This window comes from Paenibacillus sp. J31P316 (assembly GCF_056269105.1).
In genome coordinates, this window is record NZ_JBWDNI010000005.1 from 93417 (window position 1) to 111533 (window position 18117).

The window sequence follows — 18117 nt, forward strand, 5'->3', positions numbered from 1 at the left end:
CCTATTCTTGTGGTTGAATCAACTGCTCATAATTGTCCAGCTTATAATTCATCATGCCGAGCGAGTCCGTCAGCTCCGCGATCTGACGCTCGATGCTGAGCTTATGCTCGTGCAGCACGCGGTAGCAGGCTTCGATATTCCCCTCGTTGTAGTAGCGGATGTATTGCTCGATTTCCTTCAACGGCATTTGAGTCCGTTTCAAATGCTTGACGAAGGTGAACCGGGCGAGATCCGACTTCGAGTAGGTCCGATGTCCGTTCTCCTTGCGTTTCACCGCCGGGAGCAGGCCAATTCGCTCATAGTAGCGGATGACGTCGATGCTAAATCCCGTTTCGGCCGAAATATCCGCGATTGCGTACGTGGTTTCCATCTGATTCGCTCCTCTTCTTGTGGCAGCTTGGCCTGTCCTGCTCAAGTATCGTAATACCTGAACCTTGGTTAAGGTCAAGCCAGCTGCGCATAGGTAAGATTAGGTTTCCCGAATCGACCCATAAAAAAAGACCGGATTCCTTGAGCGGAATAACGGTCTCGAGCTGGACTCCCTTGCAGGGTTAAGCTGTCGCATCCTCGGTTTAGTTGCAAAGCAGCGCCATGACGGCAATGTCCAGCAGCTTGTGCGTCACCTCATGCATGAGATAGGATCGCAGCACGCCCTCCTGCTGAAAGCCAAGCTTATTCAGCAGCCGGAGCGAAGCCGTATTTTCCGGAGCGACCTCGGCTTGGATCCTGTAAGGATGCAGCGCGCTCCGCGTAAAGGTCAGTACGCCGTCCAGCGCCTCGGACATGATGCCTTTGTTCCAATGGGCAGGACTCAGTTCGTAGCCGAGCGTCAGCGGATAACGTGATTCTTCGTCAAATACTCCCCTCGTCGGCATCAGCATGACCGTGCCCATCAACCGCGGCTGCCGGCGGTACGCGATCCCCCAAGCAATCAGCCTTTTTTCCTCGAAAGCCTGATTCCACGACTCGATCAACAGCCGCGAATCCTTGACGGAGCCGGGTCCGTGCCAGTCCAAATACTTCGTTACCTTCGTATCCGCATGGAACGAGTACAGATCTTCCGCATCGCCGGGCTCCATTCGCCGCAAGCTGAGCCGCTCCGTATGCAGGGTAGGAAATGCAGCAAACCATTCATCGATTTTCACCGTAACCACTCGCCCCGTCTATCAAAATGCGACCTTCATCCATCGTAACCGACGAGGCTTAAAAGGATATTAAAAATCAGCCTGAGGCGTGGAAGAGTTTCCCGCAAAACGCCTTTGCACCGCACGCACGGCTTCGGAGATCCGCCTAGTCTGCGATCCGCCGGCTATGCTATCCTGAATATGGAAAGGGGAGGAAGCCGGTGAACATTTGGGAAGGCGAGAAAGTCAGACTGCGTGCCATCGTCCCGGGGGATTGGGTCAAATTTCACGAGAACGATCAGGATTCGGAGGGGGCGCGTTCATCCGATGCCGTGTACTTTCCGAGGTCGGAAGAAGGCACGCGGGCGTGGGCCGAACAGCAAGCGTTCATGGGGCAAAACGGCGACAGCATCCGCCTCGCGATCGAGACGCTGGACGGCGAGCTCGTCGGCTGCATGAATTCGCATAGCTGCGATCCGCGCAACGGAACGTTCAAATACGGCATCGCCATCTTCCGGCCGCATTGGCGGAAGGGCTATGCGTCGGAAGCCGTGACGCTGCTGCTCCGTTACTTCTTTCATGAATTGCGCTACGAGAAGGCTGTCGCGCATGTCTATGCGTTCAACGACGGCTCCGTCAAGCTGCAGGAGAAGCTCGGTTTTCAGCTGGAGGGCACGCTCCGGAGCATGATTTTCACCAATGGAAGGCGGCACGACGAATATGTCTACGGTCTGTTGAGAGAGGAATTCGGGCCGCTGGCCGACCGTTCGCGCTAGAACGAAACGACAAAAGGACAGCCGAGGGGCTGTCCTTTTCGTTCGGTTATTCGTTTGCTCGATTAATCGTTCGTTTGTGCGCTAATCGTCCGTAATCCGAATGAGCTTACGCGCCGAACACATTCCGAATGGCTTCCAAATACTTCATTCCGTGAACCGTGTCCGGCTCCAAGTAGCCGCCCTCCGTCCACTCGTTCCAGGCGTAAATGGTAAACATGCGGGTAGCGAGGCCGGATTCGTCGTCGAGGTACGTCCTCAGCTCGGCGAGCATCGTCTCGAACGCCTCCGGCGTGTTGCCGGTCAAGATCGACATGTACGGGTATTCGCCTTTGACATGCGGCTGATCCTGATTGCAGCGCGGTCCCGGGTCCCAGCCCATCGTCGCGTTCGGATAATACGGCACGTCGTACGCGTCGCGGAATTGCGGCCACATGCCGGCCGCCTCGCGCGCACAATCGGCATAAGGAGCATCCGGGAACGCTTCGGGTTCCGCATGGTGAACCCAGACGTACGACGTCACGCTGTCGATGCCGAGCGTGCGAACGAGCTCGACGGGATTCCCGATGATGTCGCGATGACGTTCGTTCAACCCCCACTCGACCAAGTTCAGATGCAGCTCGCCGCAGCCGGCTTCGCGCGTCTTGACGCGGAACGATTCCAACGCGTCGCGCGTCGCTTCGATGCTGCCCAGGCCTTTGATCAGCGTGTGGCACTCATAGATGGAGAAATAGAGTTTGCCGTCCAGCTTCAGGAAGTTCGGCTCATTGAAGTAACGGATGATTAAGTAATCCGTCATCGCGTCGAACCGCTCGCGCGACACCTCGTTGTGATTCGCCCACATGATGCCGAAGCGCAAACGGTCCCGATTCGGCGCCTGCAGGAACCCATCCTCCAATGCGCGATGCAGGAAGGGTCCGTCTCCCCCGCCCATATCCCAGTACCAGTCATAAATGAACGACGTCACGCCATGATCGGCGGCCGCGTCGATCTGCTTCTCCGACACCTCGGGGTCGGACTCGTCCAGCTCGCCCCAAAGCGGCACCTTCGGCTGCTCGTGCCCGGGAAACAATGGTTTCGCCGCACGCAGCGTTGGCCACTCCGTCCATCCTTCGCCCTTATTCGCTTCATTCTTCGCATCGGGATGCCATTGCGGAAAATAGTACACCGCGACTTCATAGGGATGCTGCGGTTGAGACATGTTCATCTTCGCCTCCTAAAGGTGGTGGTCAGCGTCTAGCGCAATTTATCAGCGAGGCAGCTTCGCTTCGGTACCGGCAATGCCGACGAGCGCTCCCGTGGTGCCGTGCACCAAAGTCGCTCTCGTTCGGCATGCCGGCGCCTGCGCTTCGGCCCTCGCCCCAATAACGCGCTTCGCGCGAATGTGTAGCGTATGATTGAAATTCTCTTTCGCTGCCCGTAAAAGGCAGAATTTGTTTTAACTTGAGCGGAAGCACAAGTTTTAAAGGCGGGCAGGGGTCCTAAAGAGCGCAGCGGCCAAGCCTCAGACGCGAAGCGCCCCTGTTCCCTCCCCCACGCGCAAAGCGCGGCACTCCGGCGAAGGCCGGAGCGAAAGCGCCGGCAGGCCGAACGAGAGCGACTTTGGTGCGAATAGCACCACGGGAGCGCTCGTCGGCTCTGCCGGCTCTGAAGCGCAGCTGCCTCGCCTGATAAACCCAGCGCCAAGCGCTATCCCTACCCTTTGACTGCGCCCGCCGTCAGCCCGCGCAGCATATACTTCTGCGTGAACGCGAACAGGACGACCAGCGGCAAGACCGCAAGTACACTGACCGCGAACACGGGGCCGTAATTGACGGACTGCTTGTTGAACATGAACTGGACGATCTGCGGCATGAGCGTCATTTTCTCCGGCGTGTTAAGGAAGATGAGCGGCGTCAGGAAGTCGTTCCAGATGCCGTACACGTTCGTCACGATGAACGTGCCCGTCGCCGGCAGCAGCAGCGGGAAAATAATGCGGAAGAACAGGCGCAGCGGCCCGCAGCCGTCCAAGCTTGCCGATTCCTCCAGCTCGCGCGGGATCGCCTTCGTGAAGGCGGCGTACAGGAACGACGCGAACGGGATGAAGCCGGCCGTGTAGATCAGCACGAGCAGGATCCGCGTATTCATCAGGTGGAGCTTGACCGCCAGCGTGAACAGAGGGATGAGCGAGCCGACAGTAGGGATGACCATGCCGCTCAGGAAGAACAGGTACGCGTAGCGGAACAGCCGCTCGGTCCGGCGGGACAGGACGTAACCCGCCATGGAAGCGACCATGATCGCCAGGGCGAGCGCGCCGACCGTGACCAAAACCGTGTTCCACAGCCCGCGGAAGAAGTCCATGTCCTGCAGCGCTTTCTTGTAGTACTCCAGATAGAAGCCGTGAGGCAGCGCGAACGGCTTGAAGAAATACCGCGGTTCCTTGAAGCTGGACTCCACGAGGAAGAAGACCGGGAACAGGAACGACAGCGCGACCAGGATCAGCACGATCTCAAGCAGGATGGACGGACGTTTGTTGAGTCCCATTACAGCTCGACCTCCCTCTTGCGGGTGATGCCGAGTTGAACGACCGTGACGATGATGATGAAGATAGCCAGCAGGATGCCCGCGGCGGTCGCGTAGCCGTAATTTTGCGCTTTGAATGCGGCATTATAGACGGCCAGGAAGAGCGTATACGACGAAGTGCCCGGACCGCCGTTGGTGAGGAGGTACGGCAGGTCGAACAAGCGCAGCGCGCCGACGATCGTCAGGAACAGCACGATGGTGACCGAAGGCATGAGCATCGGCAGCGTGATGTGGCGGAACAGCGCGATGCCCTTCGCGCCTTCGATATCCGCCGCTTCGTAAATATCCGTCGGAATCGACTGCAGGCCGGCCAGGTAGATAAGGGCGCAATAGCCGATCCCCTGCCACTGGGTCAATAGAATGATGGTCGGGAACGAGGTGTAGACCGTTCCGAGCCAATCTTGAATATGCGATTCGCCGATAATCGGCTTCAAGATGCCGTTCAAGAAGCCGTCGTACTTCAGCAGCTCCCCCCAAATGATGGACGTAACGACAAGGCTGATGATAATCGGCAAGTAGAAGGAAGTGCGCAGGAAGGCGCGCGTCCGGAATTTTCGATTGAGCAAGAGCGCCAGCAGCAGGGCAAGCGGGTTCTGCACGACGAGTCCGAACGCAACCATCTTGAGCGTGTTCTTCATGCCGTCGAGCATTTGCTGATCCGAGAAAATGTACTTGTAATTGTCGAAGCCGATAAACACGGGTGCTTTCAGCCCATTCCACTGCGTGAAGGAATAATAGAAGCTCTGCAGGAACGGGTAATAGAAAAACAAGCCGAAAATCGCAAGCGCCGGCAGCAGGAACAAGCAGGCGATCCAATATTGCTTGCGTTCCAATTTCATTAAGGTTCACCTACTCTTCATGACGGGATAAAACGCGTTCAGCCGCAAGAAGCGCGGCTGAACGGTTTTGGTTGAAATTTTACGGGGTGTGAAGCGGATTGCTTATTCCGTCGGAAGCACGACCGTTGCTTTGTCTTTCTCCAGGCTCGATTGCGCCGCTTTCAGGTCGCTCGGGTCGAACTTGACGCCGGAGACGACTTTCGTCAGCGAGTCGAGCATGTTCGTGACCGCGCTGGCCGGAAGGTAGCTGATGAATTGCGATGTCAGCACCGTGCTGCCGTTAACGGCTTCTTGCACTTCGTTCATCGCCGGATCCGCGTAGGTGACCGGCACGTCCGTGAAGGAAGTCAGCGCGCCGTCGCCCGCCATGAATGGGCTGATGATGTTCTCCGTCGTGATGAGGTTGACGAGGTCCTTCGATTCCTGCGCGAGCTCCGTCTTGGCGTTAACGCCGAGCGCCTCGTTGCTGCCGAGGGTCATCGCCACTTTGCCGTCGTCGCTTGCGAGCGGGAAGAAGCCGATATCGAACTTGTCGAAGCCGCCTTTGGTAATGTTGTCGACGTTCGCGCCTGGCATCCAAGGGCCTTGGACGATCATCGCCGCTTCGCCGGAAGCGAACATTTGACCCGATTGCGGCCAGTCGATGCTGATCGCGTTTTTATTGAAGTAGCCGTTGGCTTTCATTTGCTCGAAGTTCGTGTACACCTTTTGGATCGTGGCGTCGTCGGCGATTTTGACCTTCCCGTCGTAGACGTCTTTGCCGAGCGTCGGGTTGTCGATCGAGTACGAGTTCAGCCAGTTCGTGAAGAACATTTGCGCCGTCCATTGATCCTTGAAGCCGAGGGTGATCGGCGTTTTGCCGGCTTCTTTGATTTTGGCGGAGGCGTCGAACAGCTCCTGCGCCGTTTTCGGCGGCGTGATGCTGAGGTCGGAGAAGATTTTCTTGTTATACCACACGCCTCCGCCGATCGAGAGACCCATCGGTACACCGTACGTTTTGCCGCCGCTGTGCGTTTGCAGGTCCTTCTTGGCGCCGTCGGTCAGACGGGCTACCCAAGGCTCGCCGGAGAGATCCGCCAGGTTGCCCGATGCCGCAATGTCGGCACCTTGGTAGAAGATAACGTCCGGAGCGGAGCCCGAAGCGAATTGCGCTTTCAATTTATCGAAATAGGTAGCGCCCAGAACGACATCCCATTGGATCTTCGCTTTCGGATACAGCTTCGCGTACTCCGTCTCCACGTCCTTCTTGAACTGCACCATATACGGACGCTCATCCAAGAACCAGGCGCCCACGCGGATCGTGAATTCTTTGTCGCTCTTCACGCCGTCCGCGCCTGCGTTCGCGGCGCCGTCATTGGTTGCCGCCCCGTCGTTCGTAGCTGCGCCGTCATTCGTGCCGGCATTCGCCGCGCCGTTGTTCGTCGCGCCGTTGTTCGTCCCAGCCGAATTGCCTCCATCGTTGTTGTTCGAGCCGCAGGCCGACATGACTGTCGTTAGCAGCAGCACGCTTGCGAGCGCCGACCATCCTTTAAGCTTCATTGTCACAACACCCTCTTTTCGTCTCTTGTACCTTGCTCTCTAAGTGTAGCGCTTTCATAAATCGAAAAGGATAGCTGCATTTTACTGTTTCTATGTTGGATTTGCTTCCCCCGATGGGTAACTAGCATTTCCTCGTCAAGATAAGAGAGCGGGATCGCCCGTGTCTCCATGACCGCTTTATGACCATGATATCACAGGGCCGGAGGCTGTTGTCCATGGGGGCAGGGGTTCTGTTCGACTTCAAATGCAAGGCCCTGAATAAGAAAACGACTCCGTCCGCAACAGATGCGAACAAAGCCGTCCTTGGATAGTTGAAGTACATTGGATCAACATCACTATTCAACAATGAATTCGCACCCTTCATCTCTATGCAAAAGGATGCAGCAGTCCGTCCGTATTCACCAGGGTGAGCAAGCGGGCAGCATTCTTCTCAGATAAAGGGGCGCCCACGCACGTGAGCGTCGTGGGCCGCCGCTTTGGCGTGATACGCTTCTTCCGGCGAATTTATTTGCCAGCCACGATCATGAAGCGCGCGGAATTGGTCCTTATCCCCTTGGCCGTTTGATTGGCTCTCACGAAATCGTGAAGGATATCGAAATCTTGGTCCATTTGCCCGAAGTTTGGAATAATGGGCGCGTGCTTCAACAGGAAGAGCAAATCCTCGTACGTGCGGAAATACTCCGTTGCGTCATATTCATAGGATTGTATGTCGGTAAAGCCCGCTTCCGCGAGCTCGCTCAGGTACATCTCCTTGAGCGTCCCGCTGCGGGTTACGGAACGCTGTCCTCTTCCGAAAGCTTGCGTGAGGTTGGATTTGTCGGCTTCGCTACATGCTGCGTGAGGAAAACCCCCTCCGGCGCCAATACCTTCGCAACCTCCCGCGCGTAGAACTCGCTGTGACGGCGGGACACGACGTTGAAGAAGCCAAATGGGAACGTTATTTGCTCCGCTTCCATTTGGATGAATTTAACGTTGGTCTTCTTAGCCTCTGCCAAGTTCTTGGCAGCGGTTTGGATCATGCTTTCGGATTGATCGATGCCGACAAGGAGCTGCGCGGAATCCGCGATCGCTAACAGCGCTTCCCCGCCGCCCGTTCCGATATCGAGCAGGGAGTCGGACTTCTTGCATCGTTTGGCCACCTCATTGAAGAAGTCCCATTGCACGCCCTCGGATGTTGCTTTCACATGACTAAAGTTCCAACCGTTCAGCTTTCCGACTTGATCGTAAAAGGCTTTGTACTCCGAACTGTTCATACTTGCATCCTCCATCTGCTAATAAAATGAGATCAAAAAAAGCCAAGTACGGGCATGCATGATCAAACACGCAATACGAGTGTCCTTGGCTTAAAAATCGTTATCAGCCCGGGCACCGTTCAACGTTTAGTTTCCTGTGACCAAAAGGACAGAACTCCCCCTTGGCGGCTGGTACGCGTTTTGCCCAGCCCGGGAACTAATTACTTCGAACGATTCGGAGTGACAACCGTCTCACCTCATTTTGGAAGATAGATCCATTATAACATCATCACGGTGCTTCATCATGATGCTTGCTTACGACATCCGCCAGCGTTAATCCTTCGGGTGACGCTTCGCTGTATGCCTGCTCGTAGTCGTCTCGTTTCCAGCTGCCCAGCACGTCGTCTTCGACTACGGTTTCGTCCAGCAGCTGCAGAGAATCCGGTTCATGCCGCTGCACCCACTGCCTGGCATTCTTCACGCTCTCTACTTTGGGAATAACGATGGACTGCGGAACGACGTCGAACAGATTATTCATGCTTTCGCGCTTCTCATATATTCTCGTGAACACGGAAGTATGGTCGTTGACTTGTTCGAGCGTTTCGTCTGCCAGGCGATAATAGAAGCTTTTTACGTCTCTGTTCTGTCCCTCGGGAAACGGTCGTTCGAATCGAAGAAGCTTGATGATGCGCGGATGCTTCTTAAACCATTTATGCTGCTCGTAAATAACCTCGTACGAAACATTCGTGTAAGAATCGTCGGCTATCGCGTGAATAACCTCGTAGGTGCACGGTATCGTGCCGCCGCCTCCCGGAATGGTGAAAATGCTGTATTCGTCCGAAGCCGACGAGCCATAGCCGTAAATCCGACCCGCCTTGATTTCTTTCTGCTGATAAGCCAAGATCGAACCGGCAGCCAGCAGAACCGCAATGCTAATGCCCGTCATGTACAACCGCTTTTTCATGAATGGATGTTCCTCTCTGGCTAGCCCTCGATCGGTGTCATGATCTCCAAGCCCGGCAATACCGTATATTCGCGAAACCGGCCGCCGCCCGGGGCGCTGGCGATCCGATTGATTTTCAAGCTCTTCTTGTCGATCGAGAAATCCATGACATGATTATAGAGCGTGTCTTGAGCCGTGTTATAGTTCACCGTCGCAACCCTTACCGTATACGCGGTCTCGTTTTCTTTGCCGTCCCGGAACTGAATATCCATGATCGAGACGCCTTCCCAGACCGAGTCGGAATGGAATGCCTCGCTTACGTAGGCGGAGGGATTCCCATCCGTTTCTTGAACCGCGATCAGATACTTATAGATGACATTCCGCACCTTCGGCCAGTCTTGCGCCTTATAGCCGAATCCGCCCTCTTTCCACACGTCCGGATTTATTTCGATGCTGCGGGAATCGCTGTTCCACTTCACGTCTTCTCGATAGGTGCGATTCAAGGAAGCCGCCGGAATCATGACATAGCCGTCCACGATCTGAGGGCTCGGCAGGTTGCGCAGCGGCGCTTGTTCTTGCGTCATGCCGTTCACGATAAGCGAGATCGGCTTCGGCTTCTGCGCTGCTCCGATCAATAGACCCGCCAATACGCCCGAAACCGCGGTAATTGCGATGACTTTCTTCATATTTGGACCTCCGTCATCTTTTCCTTTTATCCCAATAAAAGGGTAGACGCGGGCCACGCTGAAAGGTTGCAGCAAATGGAAAAGGCAGCCGTATCGGCTGCCTTCCTTAACGCTGCTGAGCTGCTGTTATCTGCCTGTACGGCACTCGTTACTAGGCGATCAGCGTCCAGACACCGGCCTTACCCGGTATCTCTCCCTTGGTCCACCATTTCGCTTGATAGGTATGTCCGGCATACGCGACTTTATCGCCGCCATTGTAGGCCTTCGTGTCGTTCCATGTCTGCACGGTGTCCTTGGAAACCGCCTTCCACACATCGGAAACATCCGGCTGGTCTCCCTGGGTCCACCAGCCTGCCGTATACTCCGCGCCGTTAAAAGCGACTTTGTCGCCAGCCAGATAGATCTTGGCGCTATCCCATGCTGCGACCGTTCCCGGTACAGGCACGACCGGCGCCGTCTTCGTCGTAACCGTCAGGGCAGCGCTCGCCGCGGAGCGGTTATTCGCCGCGTCCAACGCAATTACGGTGTACGAGTAGGCCGTCGAAGCGCTCAAGCCGCTGTCCGAATACGTTCTCGAAGCCGTTGAACCGGCGAGCTTGCCGTTCCGATACACCTCGTATTTCGTCACGCCGATGTTGTCCGCGGCGGCTGCCCAGGTTAAGGTAGCAGCCGATTCCGTTACATTGCTGGCCGCTAATCCCGTCGGTCGCGTTGGCGCCTCCGTATCCGGTGCCGGCGTGACTACGGGCAGCGTGCTTGCCGAGACGGGCGCGCTAGCCTTCGAACGATTGCCTGCGTTATCCACCGCGATGACCGTATACGAATAGGTTGCATTGGCCGGCAAACCCTTGTCGGTATACGCCGTTTGCGCTGTCGTTCCGACTACCTTGCCGTCCCTGCTGACCTCGTACTGCTTCATGCCTGCCGAAGCCGTCGATGCCGACCATGACATCGTGATGCTGCTCTCCGTATGAGCGGAGCACCAGACGCTCGCCGGGAAATTCGGCAGCTCCGTCGGCTCCGGATCAGGCGTCGTCGTGCCGCCGCCTTGCGTCAAGTTCACGTCGATTGCCTGGTAAAAGGCGTTGCCTGTATCGCCGATCTCCCACACGCTGAGGATAATATAATAGCCGGTTCGGTCTGTCGGCACGTTGCAAGTGTGCGTGACGGCCATCTCGGGCTTCGCGTTGCCTCCGTCAACCGTGCAGAAGGGCTTCGATTCCAGCTGATCGCGGGTAAGCGGCTTATTCGGATCCCAGCCGATCTTCGTGATGTAATATTTCCATTCCTTCGTCACGTGATTCGCCGTGAACTTCCAATTGAAGGCGTTCTTGCCGCCCTTCATGTCTACTTTCTTCCAGCGATCGGACGTCTGGGCATCCAATTCGGCGTATTTGCCCGCTCCCGCAATCTGGCCGTCCGCCGGCCCGGATGCCGGGAATCCGCCTTTGCCTTCCACGCTTTGCGGCTCGTACTGAATCGCTCCGCAATCCTTGTTGGCCCCTTGCTGACACAGCAGCGACCGGCTGGCCGGCGATTCAACGTAGCCATGCGCCGAAGCTTTGCCTGCGAAGGCGAGCATGCAGGCCAGTCCCACCAGCATAAATCCAAGTAGAAACGCCAGTTTAAACGTTCCGGTCCCCGATATTAATTTTCCACCTGCCGATTGTTGCGTTACCGTCATGTCGATTCTCCTCGTACTTATAATGACCTTTTCATTTCCAATGTTAGCCAAATAGCAGCAACGCCACCAGCTTCCAATGGCCCATTTGGTAGATATTACGTTTGTTTTTGCCATTTACAATCGAGAAAAGAATCGATTATGTGATTCAAGACCTATTCCCCTCTATTATTCCTGCTAAATTTACCCATAGTTATAAGTATTTTAAAAACAATCTCCATTTCGGTCCTATTCAAAAATAGGCCAGAATCATCTGTTGGCTTCCATGCCCGTACCCACGGGTCAAGCTTTCTCTATGCCAAAGCTCCCTTGGCCATCCGCCGCTTGACAACAAAAAGAAGCTTCCGCCCCGCCGTCATCCAGCAGGAGGGAAGCTCCCTGGTCTTACCGTTACACCATCGAACGAACCGCCGATTTCATTTCTCCTTGCTTACCAGATAGCCCAATAAGAGATACAGCATGCCCATTCCGCCAATCATCCATTCCAATCTGCTGCCTAACGCGCCGATCGATCGAACAAAGGCAACAAGAAGACCCATGCCGACGATCCAGCAAAAGCTAACGTAAACGATTCTACATATCTTCCTACTTATTCCGAGCGAACCCGCGCCGGTTATGATGCCGACGGCGAGAAGGCCGGCAAGAATAACCAGCGTACGTCGATCCGCTGCCGATGTATCCGCCTCGGATTGAAGCGCCTGCCCTAAGGAAGTACCAAGCCAATACAGAAGGCCGTATCCTAACGATGCTAGGATGGTTACGAGCCCTAAGACGATTCCGATCGTTCTTGAATAGAAATACGGCCCCATGAACTCACCTGCTCGTTCACTTGTCCAGCTCGGCATCCGGTCGATCGATGATATGCAGGCTCTCGAGACCATCCAATGTGATGCTCCGCGCCGTCGCCCCGCTGCCGTCTATATTGGTGGCGAACTCCCAGACGTTCCGGTTGGTCTCCACATAGCCGACGTACCAGCCGAGTCCCATATCGGACAGCCGCGTTCCCGTTTTGCCGTGGATCGTATAATCATCCTGGTCATCGTCGATCATGATGCGCTTGACCGTCTTCATATTTTGCTCGCTGAATGGTAAGGTTTCTTTCACGAGCTTCTCGATAAACGCAATTTGCTCCTGCGCCGAGATTTTGAGACTGCTGTTCAGCCAAAAGGTATCGATGCCGCCGGATATATCGCGGTTGCCGTATCCGATACGGTCGAGATCCCGCTGCATCTTCTCGCTGCCGATGTCCCGCGCCATCGCCTGATAATACCAGATCGCCGAGGCCCGCATCGCCGAGGCCAAGGAATGATCCCGATTCCACACGTCGAATTGGCGAACGACGCCGTCCCATCGCTTGACTTCATACTCGTCGGACACCGCTTTTTCTTCCAGGCCGATGAGCGCGTTTGCTACTTTGAAGGAAGACTCCGGCGTGAACCGCTCCATGCTCCGCTTGGGGTTATAGACATATTGTTCGCCGGTCTTCAGATTCTTGATGATCATCGTGCCCGGGGTTCCATGGAACAACGCTTCTGCCTTCAGCTCATGCGTACGGGGTGCTCCCGCCTGAGCCTGCAGCGGAGTCATCCCGCTCGCGAGCAGGACGATGCCGATTAGCAGCAGCGCCCGCTGTCCTATTTTCCATAAAGTTGTCGATAACGATTGCATGATGGTTGTAAGCTCCTTCCGGGTAAAGATTCTGATTGGGTTTAATGGGGATAAGTGAACCGCGCGTCCTCCTTTCCTCGTTGGTGTTTCCCAGTATAGTCCAGCCTGTCCGCAACCTGCAGGAGCTTTTGTGCGTCCTGTACCCATACAGATCAAGAGGAGTGACACGCTGAATGAATCGATATGAGGAAATTGTTCTGCGTTTCAAACTGGACATGGAGCAGGGCAGACTGCGAAGAGGAGACCGCATGCCGTCCATCCGATCTTCGACGTCGGCGTTCCGGTGCAGCACCAATACGATTATTAAAGCGTACCAGCAGCTCGAACGGGAGCATCTGATCTATGCGGTGCCGCGAAGCGGTTATTTCGTCGTGGATCCGCAGAAAACTCATCAAGAAGAGAAGGACGAAGACGAGGTGATCGACTTCTTCTCGGCCGGGCCCGATCGGGATGCGATGCCTTATCGGGATTTCCAACACGCCATGAATCAGGCGATCGAGCGATACCGGGAGGATCTGTTCAGCTATTCGGAGACGCAAGGCATGCATTCCCTGCGCGTTCAACTGGCGCGGCAGCTGAGAGATGTTCAGGTATTCACGGTTCCGGAGAACGTCTTTGTCGTGACGGGCTCCCAGCAGGCGCTGCATCTGCTGATCGCGCTTCCTTTTCCCAATGGCAAGAGCAAGCTGGTCGTGGAGCAGCCTACCCACCCTTCCATGCTGGAATCGTTAAGGCAGCAGGGGGCGTGCGTTTACGGGGTAGAGATCACGAAGGACGGGCTGGATATGGAGGAACTGGAGCGCTTATTCCGGACCGGGGAGATCAAGCTATTCTATACGGTGTCGAGATTCCACAATCCGACGGGGTACAGCTACGCCAACGAGGAGAAGAAACGAATCGTGGAGCTGGCCCGGCAATACGATATCTACGTCATCGAAGATGATTACCTGGGCGATCTCGACCACGATAGCAAGCAGGATCCGATGTTTGCCTATGATCCGTCCGGGAGAGTCATCTATACCAAGAGCTTCTCGAAAGTCATGCTGCCGGGACTTCGGCTGGGGCTCGCCGTGCTCCCCTCAGCGCTGCACGAATCCTTCCTGCGTGCCAAATTCGCCGCCGACGTGCATACGCCGGTATTAATGCAGGGCGCGCTGGAAATCTATCTCGAGAACGGCATGTTCGACGCCCATCTGTTGAAAATGCGAACGATCTACCGCGGCAAAGCCGAGAAGCTGAAAGAAGCCTGCAGACGGTATCTGCCGGCAGGGACCGTCCATACCGAGCCACGGTCCGGCTTCTATGCGTTCTTGGAGCTGCCTCACCCGCTGACGGGCGAGCAGCTGAGCAGGCATCTGGAGGCGAAACGGGTTCGTTTGCACGAAGCGTCCGGCATGTATCTGCCTGACTTCCGCAAGAACACGGTGATCCGGCTTAGCATATCGCAGGTCTCGGAGGAACAGATCGACAGGGGAATCCGGCTGATCGCCGAAGGGATTCAGGAGCTGCTGGCCGCCAGCCGAAGGAGCGTGCAATTCATTTAATCGGTGCCGGTCGGGAGCTGCTGGAGGCTGCTTCTGGAGGCTACTTCTGAAGGCTGCTTCTGAAGGCTGCTAAGTAGAGGTATCGAAACGGCAAGCCGCCGAGGATGCAACGTGAATTCGGACGGAAACTGGTTGGCGTGTACAACCGCGAGGTTGGAGTTGCAGCATTCTGCTGCACACTTAACGGTTGTCAGCGTTGCTAATCCACGAATAAGGCTGCTTATAAAGCTTTAATGGTTCTGACAGACGTTATTGGACGTAGTTGAGCTGATTATACGGGAAAATCTCGCAATAGGCCCTCTGACAACCTTTAGCACTATAAAAGGGGCATTTCCAGCCGATTAGTCATCCGTGCAACCGTTAGCTTCAGGATGAGTTGGCTGACCGCCGTCACGCGACCTCACCGCGCTAGGCGTTGCGCGCGGTGCTTCAGGTTCATTTTCGCAAGCACGGCGATATTGGTTTGCATCGGCGATCGGCGACCGGCGACCTCATTGAAGCGATTTTTGATTTCCCAACACAAAGAGCCGCGCTTCTGCGCGGCTCTTTGTTCTTTGTGTCGAAGAGGTTTTGGCACAGGCCAGTCATTGCAGCAGTCCCGCTGACTTCAACCAGTCCTCCGCCACATCGCGTGCCTGACGTCCTTTCAGATCCACCTCGGCATTCAGCTCGGACATGATCTTCTCGTTGAGTTTGCCGGCGAGCTCATTCAGCGTCTGCTCCAGCTCCGGGTGAGCCTTCAACGTATCCATGCGAATGATCGGAACGGCGTAGTAGGGAGGAAAATACTGCTTGTCGTCTTTCAGCACCTTCAGCTTGAACGCCGGGATGCGACCGTCCGTGGAGAAGGCATCGTTCGCGTCGACCTTGCCGTCTCTTACGGCTGCATAGGTAATCCCGGGATCCAGTCCCTTCGTCTCCTTGAATTTGATGTTATATGCGGCTTGCAGGCCTTTATAGCCGTCTGGCCTTTCCAGAAATTCATGCGTCGCTCCAAGAACCAGATTAGGAGCCTGCCGCGACAGTTCCGAGAATGTCGTGATGCCGAGCTTCTCTGCCTGGTCGCTCCTCATCGCCAGCGTATACGTGTTATTGAAGCCGAAAGGCTTCAGCCAGGTCACATTGAATTGCGTCTCGTAGGCCTTCTTCACTTTCTGGTAAGTGACCTCCGGATCGCCGCCGACCGGCTGTTCCTTCAGCACCGCCGTCCAACCGGTTCCCGTATACTCCGGATACAGATCGATGTCCCCTCCGATAAGCGCACTGTGGGTGACTTCCGAGCCGCCCAGATACGTTTTGCGAACGACCTTCAGATCCGTCTTCTCTTCGATCAGCGAAGCCATCATATGGACCAGGATATCCTGTTCCGTAAAATTTTTACCGCCCACGATTACGGTATCCGCACCGCCGGACTGTCCGAGACGGGACATTAAACCGGCGATCAGCGCCGCGATCAGCAGCAAACCGAGCGCGATTTCCACGCCTCTCATCAGCCTCGGCCGCCGCGAGCTTTTCCGCAGTCCGCGAGGCGTTATCGCTCTTTCCATCCGACCTAAGACGTAATCGAACAACAGTGCCATCAGCGCCGCCGGAATCGTGCCGGCCAGGATCAGATCCGTGTTGACGGTGGAAATGCCGCGGAAAATCAAATCTCCGAGGCCTCCCGCTCCGATCAGCGAAGCGAGCGTGGCCACCCCGATGATCATGACCGTCGCCGTGCGGATGCCGGCCATAATGACGTTCAACGCCAACGGAAGCTCTACCTTCCACATGACCTGCATGCTCGTCATGCCCATGCCGATTCCGGCTTCCTTGATCGGCTTCTCTACGTTCATGATGCCCGTATACGTGTTCCGGAGTATCGGCAGAAGGGCATACACCGTCAAGGCCACGATGGCCGGGGCGAAGCCGATGCCGAGTATCGGAATCATGAAGCCCAGCAAGGCCAGGCTGGGAATCGTTTGGAATAGCGAGGCGACGCCGATGACAGGCGACGCCAGCCTAGGAAAACGCGTCAGCACGAGGCCCAGCGGAATCGAGATGACGATCGCGATGACGAGCGCGATGAGCGAGATTTGGATATGTTCCAACGTGGCACGAAGGATGTCTTCTTTTCGGTTTACAAACACGTCCCAAAGATTCATGGCTGCCTCCGCATCAGAGCTGTTTCAACAACGCGTCAATCAAGCTTGAATTCGTAACCAGACCCGCCAATTGTCCGCCTTGCTTGATAACGGGCAGGTTGTGTATCCCATGCTCCTTCATGATCTCCACCGCTTCGGCTACGCCGGTTCCGACGGTTACGGAAGGGATATCGGTTCTCATGATGTCGTTCAAGGTCAGATCCTCTTGCCCGAACTGGGCTTCCAAGATCTCTTTCGTGACGACGCCTTTCAAAATCCGGTTCTTGTCGATGACAAGCAGTCCGTTCACGCGGTGCTGCCTCATCAGCATCGCTCCGTATGCCAAGCCCCTCGTCTGATGGATGGTCACGGGACTTTGCAGCATGACGTCCTCGACGACCAGCTTCTCCGAATGGTTCAAGCGCTCTTCCCCGATAAATGTACGGACGAAATCGTTTTTCGGCCTTCTGATGATCCGCTCAGGCGTATCCGCTTGGACGATCTCCCCGCCTTGCATCAGGACGATGCGGTCGGCGATTTTCAACGCCTCGTCCATGTCGTGGGACACGAAGACGATCGTCTTCCTCACTTCCTCCTGCAAGCGGATCAGTTCGTCCTGCAGCTGCTCGCGGCTGATCGGATCGAGCGCGCTGAACGGTTCGTCCATCAAGATGATGGAAGGCTCCGCAGCCATCGCGCGGATGACGCCGATCCGCTGCTGCTGACCCCCGCTGAGCTCCGCCGGATAACGATTCTTATACTGGGTCGGGTCGAGCCCGACCATATCCATCAGTTCGTCGGTTCTTCGCTCGTAGGCGCTCTTGTCCATCTTCTTCAGTCTCGGCACGATTTCCACGTTGTCCTTGATCTTCATATGCGGGAAGAGGCCGATATGCTGGATAACGTAGCCGATATTCCGGCGGAGCTCGATCGGATTGATCTTCGAGATATCCTGCCCGTCGACCAAGATCGTGCCCGAGGTGGGCTCGACCAGACGGTTGATCATCTTCATCGTGGTCGTCTTGCCGCAGCCGCTCGGACCGATCAGCGTGACCAGCTCGCCCGCCTTGATTTCCAAATTGATGCCTTTCAGCGCCGGAGCGCCGTCCTTATAGGTCTTCACGACGTTGTTGAATTGGATCAAGGGAGACACCTCTGTTTCCGATTTCTTCTCGCATTGGCAAACGTTGACCGTATTATGTCCAAAAACTTCCTCATCATGTGTGCGCGTCGTTCGTGCTTATCGCGCAACTTTCACAGCCCTATCCTGCCGGGCCTTAGAAGCTGCTGCTTGGCGGCTTTTAGCGCGTTTCGCCCGCGCGGGACGAGCGGCTTCCTTCGAAAAGAAAAAATAACCAGCAGCAGCGAAAAACCCTGACATAAGGCTGTCAGGGTCAAAGGTA

General features: G+C 55.8%; 14 protein-coding genes and 1 pseudogene. 2 read left to right on the forward strand and 13 right to left on the reverse strand.

The window, feature by feature from the left end:
* Position 1: 1 nt before the first annotated feature.
* Positions 2-370, reverse strand: coding sequence for a MerR family transcriptional regulator (locus AC0YNU_RS18010; RefSeq protein ID WP_475759051.1), 369 nt, complete (start codon positions 368-370; stop codon positions 2-4).
* Between the two features lie 202 nt (positions 371-572).
* Positions 573-1145: a GNAT family N-acetyltransferase gene (locus tag AC0YNU_RS18015; protein ID WP_475759053.1), complete on the reverse strand. Its 573-nt coding sequence runs from the start codon at positions 1143-1145 to the stop codon at positions 573-575.
* Between the two features lie 200 nt (positions 1146-1345).
* On the opposite strand from AC0YNU_RS18015, the gene AC0YNU_RS18020 reads away from it, so the two are divergent.
* The gene (locus AC0YNU_RS18020; RefSeq protein WP_475759055.1) at positions 1346-1900 is read left to right on the forward strand and encodes a GNAT family N-acetyltransferase; all 555 of its coding nucleotides are present in this window, start codon (positions 1346-1348) and stop codon (positions 1898-1900) included.
* Positions 1901-2006: 106 nt separating this feature from the next.
* Here AC0YNU_RS18020 and AC0YNU_RS18025 read toward each other — a convergent pair whose 3' ends face one another.
* The 9 genes and pseudogenes from AC0YNU_RS18025 to blaOXA all read right to left on the reverse strand — a co-directional run bounded on the left by AC0YNU_RS18025 (position 2007) and on the right by blaOXA (position 13047).
* Complete coding sequence (locus AC0YNU_RS18025; protein ID WP_475759057.1) at positions 2007-3098, reverse strand: glycoside hydrolase family 99-like domain-containing protein; 1092 nt, start codon at positions 3096-3098, stop codon at positions 2007-2009.
* A gap of 494 nt (positions 3099-3592) precedes the next feature.
* Positions 3593-4420 (reverse strand): carbohydrate ABC transporter permease, encoded by an 828-nt coding sequence (locus AC0YNU_RS18030; RefSeq protein WP_475759059.1) that lies wholly within the window; start codon positions 4418-4420, stop codon positions 3593-3595.
* Positions 4420-5298 (reverse strand): carbohydrate ABC transporter permease, encoded by an 879-nt coding sequence (locus AC0YNU_RS18035; protein ID WP_475759061.1) that lies wholly within the window; start codon positions 5296-5298, stop codon positions 4420-4422. The genes AC0YNU_RS18030 and AC0YNU_RS18035 overlap by 1 nt, the downstream gene beginning before the upstream one ends.
* Positions 5299-5400: 102 nt before the next feature.
* Entirely contained in the window at positions 5401-6837 is a 1437-nt protein-coding gene (locus AC0YNU_RS18040; protein ID WP_475759063.1) for an ABC transporter substrate-binding protein, read from the reverse strand.
* A 504-nt stretch (positions 6838-7341) separates the two neighbouring features.
* Positions 7342-8090, reverse strand: a pseudogene (locus tag AC0YNU_RS18045) (class I SAM-dependent methyltransferase).
* Positions 8091-8358: 268 nt separating this feature from the next.
* On the reverse strand, positions 8359-9033 hold the full coding sequence (locus tag AC0YNU_RS18050) for a hypothetical protein (RefSeq protein WP_475759065.1): 675 nt from the start codon (positions 9031-9033) through the stop codon (positions 8359-8361).
* A gap of 20 nt (positions 9034-9053) precedes the next feature.
* On the reverse strand, positions 9054-9698 hold the full coding sequence (locus tag AC0YNU_RS18055; protein ID WP_475759067.1) for a hypothetical protein: 645 nt from the start codon (positions 9696-9698) through the stop codon (positions 9054-9056).
* 151 nt (positions 9699-9849) lie between these two features.
* Positions 9850-11382, reverse strand: a complete 1533-nt coding sequence (locus AC0YNU_RS18060) for a lytic polysaccharide monooxygenase (protein WP_475759070.1) — start codon at positions 11380-11382, stop codon at positions 9850-9852.
* A gap of 822 nt (positions 11383-12204) precedes the next feature.
* Positions 12205-13047: a class D beta-lactamase gene (gene blaOXA, locus AC0YNU_RS18065; protein WP_475759072.1), complete on the reverse strand. Its 843-nt coding sequence runs from the start codon at positions 13045-13047 to the stop codon at positions 12205-12207.
* Between the two features lie 173 nt (positions 13048-13220).
* Here blaOXA and AC0YNU_RS18070 point away from each other — a divergent pair, with 173 nt between their 5' ends.
* Complete coding sequence (locus AC0YNU_RS18070; RefSeq protein WP_475759074.1) at positions 13221-14591, forward strand: aminotransferase-like domain-containing protein; 1371 nt, start codon at positions 13221-13223, stop codon at positions 14589-14591.
* 584 nt (positions 14592-15175) lie between these two features.
* Here AC0YNU_RS18070 and AC0YNU_RS18075 read toward each other — a convergent pair.
* On the reverse strand, positions 15176-16735 hold the full coding sequence (locus AC0YNU_RS18075; RefSeq protein ID WP_475759077.1) for a glycine betaine ABC transporter substrate-binding protein: 1560 nt from the start codon (positions 16733-16735) through the stop codon (positions 15176-15178).
* 13 nt (positions 16736-16748) lie between these two features.
* Positions 16749-17858, reverse strand: a complete 1110-nt coding sequence (locus tag AC0YNU_RS18080) for a betaine/proline/choline family ABC transporter ATP-binding protein (RefSeq protein WP_475759079.1) — start codon at positions 17856-17858, stop codon at positions 16749-16751.
* Positions 17859-18117 lie beyond the last annotated feature (259 nt).